At 53.8% G+C, this 17,727-nt stretch carries 23 protein-coding genes; 17 read left to right on the forward strand and 6 right to left on the reverse strand.

Annotation, left to right across the window (positions count from 1 at the left end; genetic code table 11):
• Window positions 1–103 precede the first annotated feature (103 nt).
• Genes rpsP through ACK4HN_RS03830 form a run of 4 tightly spaced genes read left to right on the forward strand, consistent with a single transcriptional unit; the run spans window position 104 to window position 1,939 of the window.
• Window positions 104–355: a 30S ribosomal protein S16 gene (gene rpsP, locus ACK4HN_RS03815; RefSeq protein WP_149819178.1), complete on the forward strand. Its 252-nt coding sequence runs from the start codon at window positions 104–106 to the stop codon at window positions 353–355.
• Window positions 356–358: 3 nt separating this feature from the next.
• Window positions 359–730, forward strand: a complete 372-nt coding sequence (locus ACK4HN_RS03820) for a KH domain-containing protein (RefSeq protein WP_409869043.1) — start codon at window positions 359–361, stop codon at window positions 728–730.
• 3 nt (window positions 731–733) lie between these two features.
• Entirely contained in the window at window positions 734–907 is a 174-nt protein-coding gene (gene rpsU / locus ACK4HN_RS03825; protein ID WP_011055893.1) for a 30S ribosomal protein S21, read from the forward strand.
• A gap of 9 nt (window positions 908–916) precedes the next feature.
• Window positions 917–1,939, forward strand: coding sequence for a PhoH family protein (locus ACK4HN_RS03830; protein WP_409851586.1), 1,023 nt, complete (start codon window positions 917–919; stop codon window positions 1,937–1,939).
• Here the strand turns inward: ACK4HN_RS03830 and ACK4HN_RS03835 are convergent.
• Together ACK4HN_RS03835 and ACK4HN_RS03840 are read right to left on the reverse strand one after the other, a co-directional pair.
• On the reverse strand, window positions 1,884–2,606 hold the full coding sequence (locus ACK4HN_RS03835; protein ID WP_409869042.1) for a superoxide dismutase: 723 nt from the start codon (window positions 2,604–2,606) through the stop codon (window positions 1,884–1,886). The two genes, ACK4HN_RS03830 and ACK4HN_RS03835, sit on opposite strands and share 56 nt — an antisense overlap.
• Before the next feature lie 538 nt (window positions 2,607–3,144).
• Window positions 3,145–3,330: an NblA/ycf18 family protein gene (locus tag ACK4HN_RS03840; RefSeq protein WP_297051737.1), complete on the reverse strand. Its 186-nt coding sequence runs from the start codon at window positions 3,328–3,330 to the stop codon at window positions 3,145–3,147.
• Window positions 3,331–3,535: 205 nt separating this feature from the next.
• Between ACK4HN_RS03840 and lpxD the strand changes: the two genes are divergently transcribed.
• Together lpxD and ACK4HN_RS03850 are read left to right on the forward strand one after the other, a co-directional pair.
• Window positions 3,536–4,552: a UDP-3-O-(3-hydroxymyristoyl)glucosamine N-acyltransferase gene (lpxD, locus tag ACK4HN_RS03845; RefSeq protein ID WP_409869041.1), complete on the forward strand. Its 1,017-nt coding sequence runs from the start codon at window positions 3,536–3,538 to the stop codon at window positions 4,550–4,552.
• A 111-nt stretch (window positions 4,553–4,663) separates the two neighbouring features.
• Window positions 4,664–5,623: a hypothetical protein gene (locus ACK4HN_RS03850; RefSeq protein WP_409877258.1), complete on the forward strand. Its 960-nt coding sequence runs from the start codon at window positions 4,664–4,666 to the stop codon at window positions 5,621–5,623.
• On the opposite strand, the gene ACK4HN_RS03855 is transcribed toward ACK4HN_RS03850, so the two are convergent.
• From ACK4HN_RS03855 to ACK4HN_RS03865, 3 genes are all read right to left on the reverse strand, one after another.
• Window positions 5,620–6,762, reverse strand: coding sequence for a histidine kinase (locus ACK4HN_RS03855; RefSeq protein WP_409877259.1), 1,143 nt, complete (start codon window positions 6,760–6,762; stop codon window positions 5,620–5,622). The genes ACK4HN_RS03850 and ACK4HN_RS03855 overlap by 4 nt on opposite strands.
• 114 nt (window positions 6,763–6,876) lie before the next feature.
• Window positions 6,877–7,203 (reverse strand): hypothetical protein, encoded by a 327-nt coding sequence (locus ACK4HN_RS03860; RefSeq protein ID WP_181494769.1) that lies wholly within the window; start codon window positions 7,201–7,203, stop codon window positions 6,877–6,879.
• A complete protein-coding gene (locus tag ACK4HN_RS03865; RefSeq protein ID WP_409877260.1) occupies window positions 7,200–8,177 on the reverse strand; it encodes a hypothetical protein in 978 nt (325 codons plus the stop codon). Before ACK4HN_RS03865 ends, ACK4HN_RS03860 begins: the two co-directional genes overlap by 4 nt.
• Window positions 8,178–8,339: 162 nt before the next feature.
• On the opposite strand from ACK4HN_RS03865, the gene ACK4HN_RS03870 reads away from it, so the two are divergent.
• The 8 genes from ACK4HN_RS03870 (at window position 8,340) to ACK4HN_RS03905 (ending at window position 13,022) form a co-directional block, all read left to right on the forward strand.
• Complete coding sequence (locus tag ACK4HN_RS03870; protein WP_409869037.1) at window positions 8,340–8,633, forward strand: TMEM165/GDT1 family protein; 294 nt, start codon at window positions 8,340–8,342, stop codon at window positions 8,631–8,633.
• Window positions 8,634–8,788: 155 nt separating this feature from the next.
• Window positions 8,789–9,250 carry a Fur family transcriptional regulator gene (locus ACK4HN_RS03875; protein ID WP_409869036.1) on the forward strand — a complete coding sequence of 154 codons (462 nt, stop codon included), beginning with the start codon at window positions 8,789–8,791 and terminating at the stop codon, window positions 9,248–9,250.
• A gap of 5 nt (window positions 9,251–9,255) precedes the next feature.
• Window positions 9,256–9,900 carry a pentapeptide repeat-containing protein gene (locus tag ACK4HN_RS03880; protein ID WP_409851991.1) on the forward strand — a complete coding sequence of 215 codons (645 nt, stop codon included), beginning with the start codon at window positions 9,256–9,258 and terminating at the stop codon, window positions 9,898–9,900.
• A gap of 113 nt (window positions 9,901–10,013) precedes the next feature.
• A complete protein-coding gene (locus ACK4HN_RS03885; RefSeq protein ID WP_409869035.1) occupies window positions 10,014–10,175 on the forward strand; it encodes a DUF454 family protein in 162 nt (53 codons plus the stop codon).
• Entirely contained in the window at window positions 10,172–10,507 is a 336-nt protein-coding gene (locus tag ACK4HN_RS03890; protein ID WP_409869034.1) for a hypothetical protein, read from the forward strand. The genes ACK4HN_RS03885 and ACK4HN_RS03890 overlap by 4 nt, the downstream gene beginning before the upstream one ends.
• A gap of 159 nt (window positions 10,508–10,666) precedes the next feature.
• Window positions 10,667–11,587, forward strand: a complete 921-nt coding sequence (gene folD, locus ACK4HN_RS03895) for a bifunctional methylenetetrahydrofolate dehydrogenase/methenyltetrahydrofolate cyclohydrolase FolD (RefSeq protein ID WP_409869033.1) — start codon at window positions 10,667–10,669, stop codon at window positions 11,585–11,587.
• A 10-nt stretch (window positions 11,588–11,597) separates the two neighbouring features.
• Window positions 11,598–12,521: a geranylgeranyl diphosphate synthase CrtE gene (gene crtE / locus ACK4HN_RS03900; protein ID WP_409869032.1), complete on the forward strand. Its 924-nt coding sequence runs from the start codon at window positions 11,598–11,600 to the stop codon at window positions 12,519–12,521.
• A 54-nt stretch (window positions 12,522–12,575) separates the two neighbouring features.
• A complete protein-coding gene (locus tag ACK4HN_RS03905) occupies window positions 12,576–13,022 on the forward strand; it encodes a divergent PAP2 family protein (protein ID WP_409869055.1) in 447 nt (148 codons plus the stop codon).
• A 13-nt stretch (window positions 13,023–13,035) separates the two neighbouring features.
• Here ACK4HN_RS03905 and ACK4HN_RS03910 read toward each other — a convergent pair whose 3' ends face one another.
• Window positions 13,036–14,466 carry a mannose-1-phosphate guanylyltransferase/mannose-6-phosphate isomerase gene (locus ACK4HN_RS03910; RefSeq protein ID WP_409869031.1) on the reverse strand — a complete coding sequence of 477 codons (1,431 nt, stop codon included), beginning with the start codon at window positions 14,464–14,466 and terminating at the stop codon, window positions 13,036–13,038.
• A gap of 115 nt (window positions 14,467–14,581) precedes the next feature.
• Here ACK4HN_RS03910 and ndhO point away from each other — a divergent pair, with 115 nt between their 5' ends.
• From ndhO to ACK4HN_RS03925, 3 genes are all read left to right on the forward strand, one after another.
• The gene (gene ndhO / locus ACK4HN_RS03915) at window positions 14,582–14,794 is read left to right on the forward strand and encodes a photosynthetic/respiratory NAD(P)H-quinone oxidoreductase subunit O (RefSeq protein ID WP_409869030.1); all 213 of its coding nucleotides are present in this window, start codon (window positions 14,582–14,584) and stop codon (window positions 14,792–14,794) included.
• A 111-nt stretch (window positions 14,795–14,905) separates the two neighbouring features.
• The gene (locus tag ACK4HN_RS03920; protein ID WP_409869029.1) at window positions 14,906–16,261 is read left to right on the forward strand and encodes a folate/biopterin family MFS transporter; all 1,356 of its coding nucleotides are present in this window, start codon (window positions 14,906–14,908) and stop codon (window positions 16,259–16,261) included.
• Entirely contained in the window at window positions 16,258–17,724 is a 1,467-nt protein-coding gene (locus tag ACK4HN_RS03925; RefSeq protein ID WP_409877261.1) for a carotenoid oxygenase family protein, read from the forward strand. Before ACK4HN_RS03920 ends, ACK4HN_RS03925 begins: the two co-directional genes overlap by 4 nt.
• The last annotated feature ends 3 nt before the right edge of the window (window positions 17,725–17,727 follow it).

Genomic DNA, 17,727 nt, shown 5'->3' on the forward strand with positions numbered 1-17,727 from the left:
CAGTGCTCAACTCGAACCGCAATCTACTTTACCCGATTTGAGATGTCCGTTATATTAGAAAATTGTCGAGAAAAACCTGCCCCTTTTATCTCCATAGGCTGACATGATTAAACTGCGTCTCAAACGCTACGGCAAAAAACGGAACGCCACCTATCGGATTGTGGCCATGAATAATACGGATCGCCGCGATGGGCGTGCCCTCGAAGAATTGGGCTTCTACGATCCGATCCGCGATGAAGTGCGCCTCAAGGAAGAGGCTATCAAGCGGCGTTTGGCGCAGGGCGCACAACCCACAGATACCGTGCGGCGGCTGTTTGTCAAAGCGAATCTTCTCCCTGAAACTGCCAAAAAATAGGCAATGACCGAGTCGGCTGCCCCCAACTACGCTGCCTTGATTCGCTTCCTGCTTGAACCTTTTATGGAAGCACCAGAAACCCTGCGGCTCCATGCGGAATTTTCCCCCGCTAATTCTCGTATTTGGGTACGTCTTGCCTTTGCGGGCGAGGATAAGGGGCGCGTCTATGGTCGTGGGGGGCGCAATCTCCATGCCATTCGAGCGGTTTTACAGGCGGCTGCCCAAGCTGCCGGTCAGCAGGTTTACTTAGATGTCTATGACGAGGCCAAGCATATTCCCAAAACCAAAAGTACGCCTAAAATAGATCATCAAGGGAGCGATCGCCCTCGGCGCTCCCGTCGTCGTTCTTATCCATCATCAAGGAGGCAAAGTTAGCGCGTGGCTGAAGTGCGTTTAGGTGAAAACGAATCCATTGAATCCGCTCTGCGGCGATTTAAGAAAAAAATCCAAAAAGCGGGTATTCTTTCGGAAGTCAAGCGGCGTGAACGTTACGAAAAACCCAGCCTGCGCCGCAAACGCAAACAGGAGGCCGCCCGCAAGCGCAATCGCTAAGCCTTGGGTATGACCACGAGGGAAAGCCTCACGATTGACCTCCTCAGCACAGAAAGTGCGATCGCCCTTGTCGGTGAGCAAGAAGCCAATCTGCGCATCTTTGCCGCCCAAACAGGGGCGACCCTTGTTTTAAGGGGGCGGGATCTCTGCATTACTGGCACCCCTGCCCAAATTCAACTCTGCCAGCAACTGATTCAAGACCTCGGTACCCTTTGGCGCGAGGGACGTCCTGTGTCCGGGGTGGATATTCTCACCGTCCGCCATGCCTACGATACCCAACAGCGGGAAGCCCTCCAAGAGCTGCAACGGGACATTCTGGCTCGCACCCGGCGCGGCGACATTATTCGCGCCAAAACCTTTCGCCAGCGCCAATACATCCAAGCGATTCGCAGCCACACACTCACCTTTGGCATTGGGCCAGCGGGCACCGGCAAAACCTTCTTGGCTACTGTTCTAGCCGTCCAAGCACTGCTGTCCGGTACCTATGAGCGGTTGATTTTGACGCGGCCTGCGGTGGAAGCAGGGGAACGGCTCGGCTTTTTGCCAGGAGATTTGCAGCAAAAAATTGATCCCTACTTGCGCCCCCTCTACGATGCCCTCTACGAGTTAGTGGAGCCAGAGAAAATTAGCAACCTGATGGAGCGGGGGGTGATTGAAGTGGCACCCTTAGCCTATATGCGGGGGCGTACCCTGAATAATGCCTTTGTCATCCTCGATGAGGCACAGAACACTACCCCTGCCCAGATGAAAATGGTGTTGACCCGCATTGGTTTTAACTCCTGCTTGGTGGTAACAGGGGACTTGACGCAAACGGATTTACCAGAACACCAAACCTCGGGCCTCAGTGTGGCCACGAAAATTCTCAAAGATGTCGAAGGGATCGCGTTTTGTTATTTAACCAAGGGGGATGTGATTCGTCATCCCCTTGTGGAGCGAATTATTGATGCCTACGATCGCCATGAGCAAGACTTGCTCACTAAGCCAAAAGAGCGCGCATCTGGACGTAGCGATCGCTCAGCCAAGGCCAATTAACCACCTGCCACCAAGCCTCTAGGTACTGATCGCGACGATTGCGATAGGTCAGGTAGTAGGCATGCTCCCACAAATCATTACCCAAGATCGGCACTTGCCCTTCCATCAGCGGAGAATCTTGGTTCAGTGTGGTGGTAATGGCCAGAGTCCCTTGGGGGGTGAGCACAAGCCAGACCCAGCCACTGCCAAAGTGCTTGAGGCCTGCCTGCTGAAACTGGGTTTGAAACTCTGCGAATGAGCCAAAGGTGGCTGCAATTGCTGTGGCCAACTCCCCCGTGGGTTCACCGCCACCATTGGGTGCCATACTTTGCCAAAAAAGGGAATGGTTGGCATGGCCGCCGCCATGGTTGCGCACGGTCTGTTGGATGGCAGTGGGTAGTTGGCGAATGTGGCCTAGCAGGTCTTCAATAGCTAGCCCATGCCATTGGCGGTAGGGTGTCAGCGCTTTGTTCAGTGTCTTCACGTAGGCCGCATGGTGTTTATCGTGGTGTAGATGCATCGTCTCCGCATCAATCACCGGCTCTAGGGCATCGTAGGCATAGGGCAAGGGGGGCAGCCTATAAATTTCTGATAGCTCACCTTCAGCCCTAGCTGGGCGCGATCGCACCCACAGGGTAGCGGCACTGCCAACAAGGAGGCCGAGGGTTTGACGACGGGTTAGGGGCATAATGAGTACGTGAGATGTTTCCGCTAATAGTTTAAGCCCCTCAGGGTTGCAGTGTCGTACTGGCCTCACGGCGGTCTTGAAAACGCCACTGATTTTGCCAAAGGCGGCTGATTTCTGAAGCGTTAAGCCAGTGGTTGAGGAAATGGGGTTAAAGAGGGAGGACAGGGGGCCGCCAACGTGGTGACGGGATAACCTATCGCCCGATCACGCTCACCAGCAGTGGACGGTTCGTACTTAGTGCCTCTTAGAAGCGATTTAGGAGCGATCGCAAGGGGAAGTCTTCCCTAGTTTTTCGGTTTGAGACTGCCTTTAGGTGAAGTGCGACGGATGTACCCTTGAAACGTTGTCAATGAATGAGACCTCAGAAAAATAGTGACGGGTGTGATTCATCGATGCAAAACTTTTTCTATTTTTGTAATGTTTTTTTGTGACGTTCAGGACTCTTGGGCAGCAAAATTGTGGTGCAGCCCCATATCCCCTACTTGATTCGACCGAGGAAGCAAGGTGGAGAAAGAGGTCCGTCCCACACATTTGTGACCTAGGCAGCGCGTTTGACCAAGGAGCGAATGACGTTGTCTTTCATCATCAAGAGGCGAGAGGCTTGCAACAGTAGCTCACGAGCTTCCTGAAGGCTCATGGTACTCACTTGCTCCTCCATCACCCGCATTTGAAACTCCTGTTCAAAGCTGAGGTCAACATTCAGTTCGGGGAAGCGTTGCTCCATAGAACGTACTCCTTACTCCATGTGATAGGGCATGCGTGTTAAAAAATATAACAAACACATTGACAAAGTTGTCACTCAATGAATATCACCCGTGCAAGGGATAAAATGTTCGGCATGAACGATTTCACTAAATTCTTGATTCGGTTCTACAAACGAGACCTGATAGACTGAGCTAAAACGCAAATTCAATGATGAGGACGGCAAGATGCGGTTGGCAGAGGTAGCTGAACGGTTTGGGGCAACCCTCGACTGTCCAGAGCAGGGCGATCGCCCAATTTTAGGGGTAGCCCCCTTAGAAGCCGCCACAGCCACGGATATTTCTTTTCTGGCCAATCCGAAGTACACTGCCCTGTTACAAACTACGGAAGCGGCGGCTGTATTTGTGCGCCCCGATTTTCAAGGGGAGGCGGCCTGTCCTCTACTGCGGGTGCCCCATCCCTACCTTGCCTTTGCCCAATGTATTGAATGGTTTTATCCGCAACCTACACCCCCTGCCAAGATTCACCCCACGGCTATTTTGGGAGCTGATGTCGTCTTGGGAGCTGAGGTGACCATTGGTGCCTATACCGTGATTGGCGATCGCGTGCGGATTGGCGATCGCACGGTCATTGATAGTCATTGTACGCTCTACGACGATGTGGTGGTTGGCGCCGATTGCCGTATCTATAGCCACTGTGCCCTGCGGGAGCGGGTACGACTGGGGGATCGCGTTATCCTGCAAAATAGTGTCGTCCTAGGGAGTGATGGCTTTGGCTATGTGCCGCTGCCCGATGGTCGCCACTATAAAATTCCCCAAGTAGGCACCGTGGTCATTGGCAATGACGTGGAAATTGGTGCTGGCACCACGATTGATCGCGCTACCCTTGGGGAGACCACTGTGGCAAATGGGACGAAAATTGACAACCTGACGATGGTGGCTCACAACTGCACCATTGGTGAAAATGCCATTCTGTGTGCGCAAGTGGGCTTAGCCGGTTCGACCCACATTGGTAATCAGGTCGTTCTAGCTGGCCAAGTGGGGGCGGCCGGTCATTTGACCATTGGCGATCGCACCATTGTCTCCGCTAAATCGGGCATTAGTAGCTCCGTCCCACCCGATAGTCGCATGGGGGGGATTCCAGCGATGGATCAAACCCTTTACCTAAAAGCCTCTGCTGCCCTGAGGCAATTGCCGCAGTTACTCAAGCGGGTTCGCAAGTTGGAGGCAAAGGTGGGGGAATAGCATAGATCCTCCAGCCACCCTCTATAGTGGAATTAAAAGCTAGCGTTGCTTTTTTAGCATTCATCATCGGGTGAGGGGCAATGGATTCCCTGAATCAGCGGCACTAAGCTTATGACTCCTCCAGCAGCGATTCGATTACTGCCCAGTGATCAAGAACTGTTCCAAGCGCTCCTTGGCTACCATGAACTAACGACCAAGGCAGAAAAACAGGCGGCCTTGCTCTCCTTGCTCCAGCGCGATCGCGCCCAAGTCATTGTCAAAAGTCTTGCCCAAGCTGCCTTTCCCCAAACGGCCTTTAACGTCGCTCTCTGGATGCTCAACCATGATTTGGTGACGCTAGATTGGCTCTACGACATCACCTACCGCATTTCGACCCAAGGCTGCCAAGAAACGATTGATCTGCGCTTGCTCTACAGTAGCCTCAAACACCTCAGTGCGGGGGATGAGGCCATTGTTTTGGGGCAAACCGATGCCGCTCTTAAGGCCATTCGTCTTGATGACTTGGATTTAGCAACCTTGATTACGGCCTTGGAACCGGGGGTTGCCATTAGTTTGCTTTCTTGGTTTGTCACATTCAAGAAAATCACGACGGTGGATCTGGAATATATCAGCCAAATTGTCCAAAAGGTGAAACCCACCGCCGAACCGCCTCAAGAAACCACTGAGATTCACTCCCAGCCCCTCGTTCCTGAACCCCACATCATTGAACTCACCCTTGAAGACAAATTGCTGGAGCTAAATTTGCAATTGGGGGGCACAGAAACAGAGATTTTACCCAAGGTCTTGGATCGCTTTTTATTTCGACGTACCCGTGAAGATAAGGTGGTTTATCGTCCCAATACGCAGGTCGTCCGCTTAGTCTGCGTCGGTGACGAATGCCGCGACATTCCGGTGCCGGTACGCAGTGCCAAAACATGGCCACCGGGGGTCTATGTGATCTATCGCGAGCAGGAGTCCCTCCAACTGATGCGCTTGCCAGATAATGAGTTTTACGAAATTTTGCCCTTTGGGCCGGATCCCTATCTGCGCGCCGAAACCATCGCCCGCATGGTCAAGGAAGGACAGCGCTAGCTATAAACGGGTAGTGTGAAGTGAAAACAACTACCTTTTCCCGGTTGAGAGTCCACCCAAATCTGGCCGTAGTGCATACGAATAATCTGACGGCAAAGGGCAAGGCCAATGCCATAGCCTTCAATGGTGCGATCGCGATCGAGGCGAACTGTCTCACCAAAAATTTTCTCCTGCTGCTCAATGGGAATGCCGGGGCCAGTGTCACAGACGGTAACTTGTACTTTTTGAGTCATGCGGTGAAAGGCACTCAGGTGAATTTTGCCCCCTTCGGGCGTGTACTTACAGGCATTGTCCAGCAGATTGACAAGCACCTGACGAATGCGATCGCCATCGCCGTAAACCAAGGGTAGATCTAATGGAATATCGGTGGTCAAGTGCTGCTTTTTACGTTCAAAATTCAGGTGCATATCCTCAGCCGTTTCTTGGCACAGTTGTCGCAAATCTAGTTGCCGTGCCATGATTTGCAGCTTGTCTTGGGGACCGCGCGCCGCCAAGAGTAAATCTGTAATCAACTGTCCCATCACCTGAGTCTGACTGCGGGCATGGTGAAATAGGCGTTGGATGTCCTCAATAGGGAGTTGCTGACTAGTTTTATCTTGAAGGTTGGATTCTAGGGTTTCCAAGGCAATGCCGACAGCGGTGAGGGGGTTACGCAACTCATGGGCCAGCAAGCCAATAATTCGATCTTTGAATTGCAGTTGTTCGGCAAGGCGATCGCGCTCTTGGCGCAGTTGAAACAGCTCATCCTTGAGGCGGCTCAGTTCCATAGAGCAATCTGACTGCTCTGCCGCTGACTTTTGCATATCGGCCTGTAGGCCAAGGGCCACTTCTCGCTGCCAGCGCGGCCACCAATAGTCCACCTTTTGCAGGAGCTTGCGACCAGCGAGGGTTTGACGCGGTTCAGGGCGAACTTTGATCAAGGCAGGGGTAGCAACCAGTTTGTACTCCTCTAGGAGGTAGGGCTGCTCACCAATGGGCACCACTTTTAACTCAAAGCCAAAGTTGGAGGGCAGTTGCTGAATGTGGGCTTGAATAGCAGCGGTTTCCTCTTCATCGCCCGGCCGATTGGCAACAAACAGGAGCAAACTGAGCGGCGGTGTCGTTTCTTGGGTAGAACTGGCCTCCGCAGACGCTTTCATTGAATCACCAGTGAGTATTCTCAAGGGCAATGAATGGCGCTTCCTGCACAGGAAACACTAAAGCGCAACCAAAAGATTAACTAAATGTTAGCCGATTCTCCCGCGCAACCCAACCTACGATTGCTGGCCATCCCGTCGCCCAAGTTCGTAGATGGCGCCGCCAATGGTTGCCATCAGGCCCAAGCTCAAAGCCCAACTTTGCCCCAAGCCTAGGCTACAGAGAATAAAGCAGCCGGTTCCCACCAGAATAAAGGGAATTAGCCCCACCATCCCTGCCCAGAATTCGGCACTTTGGTTGGCTTCACCCCCTAGCCAGGTCACTAAACGTTGCATGAAGGCTTGCCCCGTGGGATAAAAGCCCCAGTAGAGGGCGATCGCCCACAGACCAGATCCCGCAATAGCAATGGGGGACAGAGAAACCTGCTGCAAATTAGGAATCATAGGAGGCCTTGAAAAATCTTGGGATCAAACATTTCTCGCACAGAGAGATAGTAGGGGGTAAGAACACTTGTATCATAGCCAGCGGCACGGGTTTGTATTTCCTTACCCAAAAGGTGCACCATTTGAAACACCAGCTCCCATGTCACATTCAAGGCAGGATAGAGCATCAAACACAGGGGAAAGAGTTCCCGTTGTAAGGCTTGAAGGCTTTGCTCCAAAAGACAGACCCAGAGGTAGATTTGAAACATTTCCACATCGCGAATACTGGAAACACGCACACTGGGGTGGGTCAAAGGGCCACTAAAACAGCGGTGCTGGGGGTTGAGTTCGGCAACACGGTCACAAATAGTAGTGGCGATCGCTGTGCTCTGGGGCAATAGATGGCGCACTAAGGCTAGGGCAGGGGCATGGTAGTCGTAGTTGGCTGCTGCGTTGTAGGCACGGTGCAGGGGCATGTAGAGGTGGTCGTCAATCACCTTAAAGAAACTGCTGAGGATCGGGCGTTGGCTGGCTGGGGCAACTTCTAGCAACAACACTCCCGTGTGGTGAAACTGCATACTCACAAAGCCAATTAGCCGCGGATCGACGGCTGTATAGCGGTTGCGAATCTCACCAATGGCACTGGCCACCTTGGTAGTCATTTGTTGAATGCCGCTGCCTGCTGCGTAAAGCTTGAGCGTGCGCTGATAAATGTCGTGAATGTCTTTGGAGATGCTCCAAGGATCCACCAGTTCTGCTGGGATGCCATGGCGAATTATCTCCCCGGCCAAAAACCCTTCGGTGCGCTGCCAAGCCTTGACACTGGCATTCCGCAGTTCGGCCAAAAGCCGCGGGGCAACCACTGCTGGATCATCCTCGGCAAGGGCGGTAGTGTTGAGGTTGGTGATGTAGCGCTTTGCCCAAGCCTGTGCCAGACTGCTCAAAGAGGTGATTTGCGGTGGGATCGCCCTCGATCCATCAGTAGTATTGAACATGAGCACCTCCGCTGTCTTCAACAGGGGTATAAACAGCATTCATGTTAAGAATTGTAACTTGCTTTAAGCTAATTCGGCCACACTGAGCCACGAGCGATTGTTGACCGCAACTGCCCATACCGTTAATCTGCCCTATAGCAGCAACCTCTTTGGAGAAATTGGATGGACTGGCAATCCTTTGCCGTGAGTTTTGGGATTGTTTTCTTGTCGGAACTGGGGGACAAGAGTCAATTGGTGGCGATTACCTTAGGGAGTAATGCCCGCTCCGCTATCGCTGTGTTTCTAGGCGTGGCCTCTGGCTTGGTGTGTACGACGTTTCTAGGTGTACTTTTAGGCAGCGGGATTGCCACATTGCTGCCGGTGAAGGTGGTCAAGGCGATCGCCGCCATGATGTTTGCCTTTCTGGGGTTTTATTTGCTCTCTCAAACACCGGCCGACAGCCTTGACAATGAGTGACAATAAGCAAATTTGATTATCACGAAAGGATTGATTATCATCATAGTGGCTACAGGTTAGCAAGGGTATAATCATAAAACTACGATTTAACCGCAATCGGCCACTCAAAATAACCAAAATCTACTGTTTGAATTTTATTTTTGTAGGATAGCGCCGTGTCCACGTCTCCTGCGCCCAGTTCCCTACCCCCGATTCGTTCCCTAGAGGATGCGATTGATCGCTGTCAGCGCCTTGGGTTGCGCCTCAGTCGGCAGCGCCGTGCCATTCTCGAACTGCTCTGGGATGCCAAGGATCACCTCTCAGCGCGGCAGATCTACGATCGCCTGAATCAAGCCGGCAAAGACATCGGCCATACCTCTGTGTACCAAAATCTCGAAGCCCTTTCCGAGCATGGCATTATCGAGTGCGTTGAACGTGCCGACGGGCGCCTTTACGGCAATATCAGTGATAGCCACAGCCATGTCAATTGCCTTGACACCCAAAAAATTATTGACGTTCACGTGGAGTTACCCCCCTCCCTCATTGCTGAGATTGAAGCAAAAACTGGCGTGAAAATTATTGACTATCGCATTGATTTTTACGGTTATCAAAACAGTGAGCCGAGTGCCCAAGGATAACTGCCGTGGCCAATCCCCAACATCTCCAGCTTCTTAGGCAGGGGGTTACCGCTTGGAATCAATGGCGGGAACAAAACAGCGATATTCGCCCTGATTTAGGACAGGCAGACCTCACTGGTGCCAATCTAGAGCTGTACAACTTGGCGAATGCGAATCTAGATCAGGCTATCTTGGCTGGCGCTGATTTGCGCAACGCTTTGCTCACGGATGCCTACATGGTGGGAGCAAACCTGTACATGAGTGACCTGATTGAGGCGGATTTGCAGGGTGCCTGTTTACAGCGGGCTACCCTAGCGGGTGCCGATCTCTACAAGTCAAATATTGCCATGGCCGATCTGCGCCAAGCCAACTTGGTGGGCACGCTACTGCGGCGGGTGAGCCTAGTTGAAGCAACCCTTGCCTATGCCAATCTCACCCGTGCTAATCTCTTTCAGGCCAACCTGCACTTGGCCGATCTCAAAAGCGCAATTTTGCAAGAGGCGATTCTCGAGAGCGCTAGTCTCATTGAGGCGAACTTTGAATATGCAGTTCTCATCGCTGCCAAGATGTCGAAGGCCAATGCCCGTCGTGCCAACTTTAAGGGAGCCAACCTCTACAAAGCAGAAATGGACGGCATGGATTTGCGAGATGCGATTCTCGATAAAGCTTAGCACCAGCAACTTGTGAAAAGGCAAGGTTCAGGCTACGGTAGAGGTGAATTATCCTTGCCTATGGGAACTTAAAAGGAATGCCTGTGACTAAAAGCATCCGTAGGACAGCACGTATGGTTCTTGGTGTAATTTTTGGGATCATTGGGGTGCTGGGCTTTATTTTACCCCTTGTGCCAAGAACACCTTTTTTGCTGATCGCGGCGGCTTGTTTTAATTCCATGGAACCCGAGGAGACCGCCAGTGCCCAAGGGAATGAATTGCCACTTGGGGCATGAAATACTTTTTCCTCACTGAGGGGTGGCAGATTGGCCGTGTGTGGGAACCCCAAGGCCTCTGGAATGAGCAAGCGTGGCGGCGATCGCCCGTGATTACCCGCACCTGTCTCTACATCCTAGAGGGAGAGGAAAAGCTCTGGCTGTACCAAGTGGAAGATGTCGTGCTGATGGTGGAAGTCAAGCCGAGTCATCCTGATCCCGCTTCTACGATTGGTCAAGTGGTGCTCAAGCGCCTGATGAGTGCGGAGGATGTGCTGACGTACCTGTGTACCACTCCTGCCATTGCCAAAATTCAAGTGGAGCAAACCTCTCCTCCCAGCGATCGCCCCTAGGGAGTGTTAAGCTCCTTGGTACAACTGCTTAAAGAACTTGAGCAAAGCTGGCGCCCGTGATCTCCATTTGGGGTAAACTAGTTCGATGTTGTTGCCAACCGCTGGAAACGCATTCGGCAACTCAACCCTAGACTTTCGTGATTAGTCTTAAGGTGTCCTTTGGTTGCAAACTCCGCTGCCTGCCTTGATGGCAAATCCTTAGCCCAGTCCATTGAACGCCAGTTGGCTGACCATGTGCGGACGTTTCAAGCCCAGTGGGGGCGATCGCCGGGGTTAGCCGTATTGCGGGTTGGGGATGACCCCGCCAGTGCAGTGTATGTCCGTGCCAAAGAACAAGCCTGTGGCCGCATCGGGGTTCAATCCTTTGGTGCCCATTTACCGGCCACCATTACAGAAGCGGATTTATTGGCCAGAATTACTGAGCTAAATCAGGACGAACGGGTGGATGGCATTCTGCTGCAATTGCCCCTGCCGCCCCACCTTGATCCCCGTCCCCTGCTATACGCGATTCATCCGGATAAAGATGTGGATGGCCTGCATCCCGAAAACTTGGGTCGGCTAGTGCGCGATGAACCGGGACTGCGCAGTTGTACGCCGGCGGGGGTGATGCAGCTTTTGGCTGCCTATGGTATTGATGTCGCAGGTCGCTCGGCAGTGGTCGTGGGCCGCAGTATTTTGGTGGGAAAGCCCCTTGCTCTCATGTTGCTTACCGCCAATGCCACGGTGACGATCGCCCACTCGCGCACCCGTGATCTCGCCAGTGTCACTCGGAGTGCCGAGATTTTAGTCACAGCGATGGGACAGCCGCGGCGGATTACTGCCGACATGATTCGGCCGGGAGCCGTGGTCATTGATGTTGGCATTAATCGCATTCAACGCCCCGACGGCAAATCGAGTCTCTGGGGCGATGTGGACTATGAGGCTGCCTGTGCTGTGGCTAGTTACATTACCCCCGTTCCGGGGGGCGTCGGTCCGATGACCGTTGCCATGTTGTTGCACAATACTGTATGGAGCTACTGTCGCCGCCACAACTGGCACAAGCCTCTCTTGTCCCTGACTGCTATGCCGCCTGCACGCTGAGGAGATGTCCATGATTTCCGCTGATCCCCCCCAAATCCAGCCCACCATCACCTTTGACCTCAAGGCCTACCTCAGAGAACGTCAAGCCCTTGTGGAACAGGCGCTGGAAGCGGCGATTCCTGTGGCCTACCCAGAGAAAATCTACGAGGCGATGCGCTATTCCCTGATGGCCGGGGGCAAGCGGCTGCGCCCAATTCTCTGTTTGGCCACCTGTGAGCTGATGGGGGGCACTGTGGAAATGGCCATGCCCACCGCCTGTGCCCTAGAGATGATCCACACCATGTCGCTGATCCACGATGATCTGCCGGCCATGGACAACGACGACTACCGTCGTGGCAAGCCCACAAATCACAAAGTCTATGGCGAAGATATTGCCATTCTGGCGGGGGATGGCTTACTGGCCTATGCCTTTGAACATGTCGTGGAGCAGACGAAAAACGTCCCCGCAGAGTCGCTGCTCAAAATTGTGGCGCGCTTGGGGCATGCGGTGGCAGCGACGGGCTTGGTGGGCGGTCAAGTGGTGGACTTAGAGTGTGAAGGGCGCTCTGACATTGATCTAGAGACACTGCATTTTATTCACTCCCACAAAACAGGGGCACTCTTGGAGGCTTCCGTAGTCTGCGGTGCACTCCTTGCTGGAGCGGAGGACGCTGATGTGGTACGCCTGTCGCGCTATGCGGCAAACATTGGCTTGGCGTTCCAGATTGTGGATGACATTTTGGACATAACTTCCACCCGCGATGTTTTGGGGAAAACTGTTGGCAAGGATGTGGCCGCCCAAAAAATGACCTACCCCCGCCTGTGGGGTCTGGAAAAATCCCGCCAAGAGGCGGAACGCTTGGTGGCAGAGGCAAAGGCGGAGTTGGCAATGTATGGAGCAGCCGCCCTTCCTTTGCAGGCGATCGCTGACTACATTACTAGCCGCAGTCATTAATGATCCCGAAGTGGGTTAGGATGGGCGCAGAGTTTGTCCTTCTCCGTAACCATCATGGACGGTCTGCGTGAACTACTGGCCAATCATGTTCTTTGGGTTGCCTTCGCCGCCAGTGCGATCGCCCAAATGCTGAAGTTACTGATTGACATTGCCAAGCACCGCAAGCTCAATTTCCGCGTGCTGGTGGAAACCGGGGGGATGCCCAGTTCCCATTCGGCGCTGGTGACGGCCTTGGCGACGGGGGTGGGTCTGCAGCGGGGTTGGGATAGCATCGAGTTTGCGATCGCCGTGGTCTTTGCCTGTATTGTCATGTACGATGCCGCCGGGGTACGCCAAGCCGCCGGTAAACAAGCCCGCATTCTCAATCAAATTGTCAATGAATTTTTCCAAGATGGGCATGAACTAGCAGAAGCCCGCCTCAAGGAGCTATTGGGGCACACCCCCATTCAAGTTATTGTCGGTTCTGCCCTGGGGGTAGCGATCGCCTGGATCGCCATCTAGGCTGGGGGTCCTGCTATTCTGGGGTCTGTCGTCCATAGGCATCCTCGAAACGAACAATATCATCCTCCCCCAGGTAGGCTCCCGACTGCACCTCAATTATTTCTAGGGGAATCTTCCCCGGATTGGCCAAGCGGTGCACGGCGCCCACTGGAATATAGGTGGACTCATTCTCCGTCAGCAAAAACGTCTTACCATTGCAGGTGACCTCCGCCGTACCACTGACAACAATCCAATGCTCTGCACGGTGATGGTGCTGTTGCAGCGATAGACTCGCCCCCGGTTTGACCGTAATCCGCTTTACCTGAAAGCGATGCCCCGTGTCAATGGAGTCATAGTGTCCCCACGGGCGATAGACCACGCGATGATTGTAGGCCTCCCTACGCTGTTGGGCTTGCAGTTGCGCCACTACTTGTTTCACCTGTTGGGTTGCTTCCCGATGGGCCACAAGAACGGCATCGGCAGTTTCAACAACAACCAAGTTTTCCACGCCGAGCAAGGCCACCAAGCGGTGCTGACTGTGGGCAAAGCAATTTTTTGTGTGCGCGGTCAGGACATCGCCCCGGCAACTGTTGCCAAATTCATCCTTGGGGGTCACCTCCCAGAGACTCGACCAAGAGCCGACATCACTCCAGCCGCACTCTAGGGGCACGACCGCTGCCTTCTGGGTTTTCTCCATCACCCCATAGTCTACCGATAGACTAGGACACTGGCGGAAAGGATCGTTGGCCACGCGGATAAAGTCCAGATCCTCGCGAGCCTCCCGCAGTGCTAAGCGGCAATGGTGCAAAATGTCTGGCTGCTGCTGCGCCAATTCCGCCAAAAAGCTCTGGGCACGGAAGAGAAACATGCCGCTATTCCAGAGGTAATGACCCTCCGCTAGGTAGCTCTCTGCTGTGGCTAAATCGGGTTTTTCCACAAATGCGGCCACGCGGTAGGTGTGGGGATCACTGAGCGCTTCCCCTTGGCGAATGTAGCCATAGCCGGTATGGGCAGAGGTAGGGGCAATGCCAAAGGTGACTAACCAATCCTTGGCGGCGGGTGCCAGTGCCCGTTGTAGCCCTTGTTGAAAGGCGGCCACATCCTGAATCCAATGATCGGCTGGTAGCACCAAAAGAATGGCATCAGTGGCGAGCACTTCTGTGACATAAAGAGCAGCAAGGGTAATCGCAGGAGCCGTATTGCGCCCCAAGGGTTCGAGCAAAATCCGCGTTGGTGTCACCCCTAGCTCTTGAAATTGTTCCGCCACAAGGAAGCGATGGGCTTCATTGGCCACAACGACGGGGGGCTGAAGTGCGGGGAACCCCTGCAAGCGCTGCCAAGTTTGTTGCAGCAACGTCGGTCCTTCGGGGGTTAGGCGCATAAACTGCTTGGGATGGGCTTGGCGGGATAATGGCCAGAGGCGACTTCCTGCCCCCCCCGATAAAATCACTGGAATACACGCCATGGCAAAACTTCCTGCGGTGCACCGTTTAAGCGTAGTTTAGCGGCAAGCTGCCCCTTGTGATTCAACCGCAGGAGGGAATCTCCTACAATGAGGGACGATTTCTGTGGAGGTGGTTATGGCAATTAAAAAGGGAGATTTCGTGAAGGTCATTGCAGAAAAGTTGGCCAATAGTGTGGAGGCTTTGGCCAGTGATCATCGCTATCCCCCCTATCTCTTCGAGGGACGCGGTGAAGTGGTGGAGATTCGCGGTGACTATGCACAGATTAAATTTCCTGTGCCTACCCCTACAGTTTGGCTGCGCCTTGATCAACTGGAGGTCGCCAAATAACTGCCATCAGTGTCTCTTACTAGCGTAGAAGCCAGTCGAAGAGTACCAGTGTTAGCAATTTTCAGCGTGGCTGGATATGATGGAGGCAATGCTGTTGCTTAACATTTGGTAATGTTAGTTCAACCTTCGCAACCTCAACGCTGGTTTCAGTGGTTCAAGGAGACGCTCCTTTTTGGGCAAGAACCCAGTGGCGAACTTTTAGCCATTTTACTGGTGTATTTTGTCCAAGGGGTTCTGGGTCTAGCACGGCTGGCCATTAGCTTTTTCTTTAAGGATGAGTTGGGACTGTCACCGGCGGAAGTGGCGGCATTGATGGGGGTGGCTGCGCTGCCTTGGGTGATTAAGCCGGTGTTTGGCCTAGTTTCCGATAGCGTGCCGCTCTTGGGATTTCGTCGCCGCTCCTATCTTGTCCTGTCGGGCTTATTGGGCTGTGGGGCATGGTTGAGCTTGGGGACGTGGGTAGCTACCCCTTGGCAGGCAACGGCAGCGATGCTAGCGGCCTCGATCGCCATCGCCCTCAGTGATGTGATTGTTGATTCACTCGTCGTTGAACGGGCACGCCAAGAATCCACTGCCGAAACGGGAACCCTGCAATCCCTGAGCTGGGCGGCGACGGCTTTGGGGGGGATTCTCACCGCTTACTTTAGTGGCCAACTGTTGCAGTGGTTTAGTCCGCGTACCGTGTTTCAAATTACGGCGGTGTTCCCCTTGCTGGTGTCGGGGGTGGCAGGGGCGATCGCCGAAGCACGGGTTACAGCTCGACCTCAACTTAGTCAGACTTGGGAACACATTAACCGTGTGCGCCAAGCAATGATGCAAAAACGCATTTGGTTGCCGGTGGCGTTTCTTTTTCTTTGGCAGGCGACCCCCGGCTCCGAATCTGCCTTCTTTTTCTTCACCACCAATGAATTGGGCTTTGAGGCAGAGTTTTTGGGACGGGTGCGGCTTGCCACCAGCGTTGCCTCCCTCTTGGGGGTGTGGGTTTTTCAGCGCTACCTGAAAACGCTGCCCCTGCGGACGATTTTCTTCTGGAGTACGATTCTCTCAGCGCTCTTGGGACTCTCTAGCTTGATTTTGGTGACCCACCTCAATCGCCAGTGGGGAATTAGTGATCAGTGGTTTAGCTTGGGGGATAGCCTGATTTTGGCCGTCATGGGGCAAATTGCCTTTATGCCGGTACTCGTTTTAGCAGCCCGGCTGTGTCCGCCGGGAATTGAGGCGACCCTCTTTGCACTGCTGATGTCCATTAGTAACCTTGCCAATCTGGTGTCCCATGAGTTGGGGGCACTCCTCACCCATTGGCTGGGGATTACTGAGCACAACTTCGATCGCCTGTGGTTGCTGGTGCTCATTACCAACCTAAGTACGCTACTGCCGCTACCCCTCCTGAACTGGTTGCCACCCCAGGTACCAGCGCCGCACTCTCAAGCCTCTGTCACAGTTGAATTGGAACCAAGTGTCTCATGACTGAAGTGATAGATCGCCCCTACACAATGGCCGATTGGCGGGGGGGTACCGAATCCCTCACCCAAGAGTATGACTACTGGATTGATGACGATGTCGAAGGTACGGTGCCCACGGATTTGGTGGGGACGCTCTACCGCAATGGCCCCGGCCTCTTGGAGCGTGGCGGCGTGCCCTTAGCCCACCCCTTTGACGGCGACGGCATGATCTGTGCCTTTCGTTTTGAGAATGGACGGGTGCATTTTCGCAATCGCTATGTGCGTACCGCCGGATTTTTGGCGGAGGAAAAGGCCAATCGCCTTCTGTATCGCGGTGTCTTTGGCACCCAAAAGCCGGGGGGATGGCTAGCTAATTTCCTCGATACCCGGGTCAAAAACATTGCCAATACCCATGTGATCTATTGGGGGGGCAAATTACTGGCGCTCTGGGAAGCGAGTCTGCCCCACCGTCTTGACCCGGTAACTCTAGAAACCATTGGCCTCGATAACTTAGACGGTCTGCTCAAGGAGAGTGATGCCTTTGCTGCGCACCCTCGCTTTGATCCCCAGACGCAGCGGCTGGTGAATTTTGGTGTCAAGCCGGGCCTCAGTACCCGCATTACCCTCTATGAATTTGATGCCAGTGGTCAGTGTGTCTCGCAGCCCGTGTTTCAGATTCCGGGGTTTGCCTTTATCCACGACTTTGCCCTCACCCCCAACTACGCCATTGTTTTCCAAAATCCGGTGCAGCTCAATCCCCTGCCCTATCTGCTGGGACTGCGGGGGGCTGCCCAGTGCATTCAATTCAATGCCAAGGAACCGACACGGGTTTGGCTGCTGCCTCGTCGGGGTGGTACTCCCCAGATGCTGACGATGCCCGCCTGTTTTGTCTTTCACCATGCCAATGCCTACGAAGCTGGGGATGAAATTCATGTGGAGTCCATTGCCTACAGCCACTTTCCTAATCTGGAACCGGGCATGGATTTTCGGGCAGTGAATTTTGCGGCCCTGCCTGCTAGCCTGCTGTGGCGGATTCGCTTGAACCTGAAAACCAAAGCAGTAGATTGGCAAGTGGCGAGCGATCGCCCCTGTGAATTTCCGGTGGTGCATCCAGCGAAGGTGGGGCAACCCTATCGCTACACCTATTTGGCAGCGGGGCATGATCCGAAAACCAATGCGCCTCTCCAGGCTCTGTGGCGCTACGATCGCCAGACGGGCGAGGAACAGTTTTGGTCAGCAGCCCCCCGAGGATTTGTCGGTGAACCCATTTTCGTCCCCCACGGCTTGCAAAAAGGGGACTTCCTCTGGCAGGGTGCCCAAGGGGAAGAGGATGGCTGGCTCTTGCAAGTGGTCTATGATGCCAGTTGCCACAAATCGCAGTTACTCATTTTTGATGCGGCAGCCATTAGCGCCGGCCCCGTGGCACGATTGCGCTTGAAACACCACATTCCCTATGGTCTCCACGGTTCCTTCACCACAGCGGTCTAGGCA

The organism is Thermosynechococcus sp., assembly GCF_046299655.1.
Lineage (GTDB): Bacteria > Cyanobacteriota > Cyanobacteriia > Thermosynechococcales > Thermosynechococcaceae > Thermosynechococcus.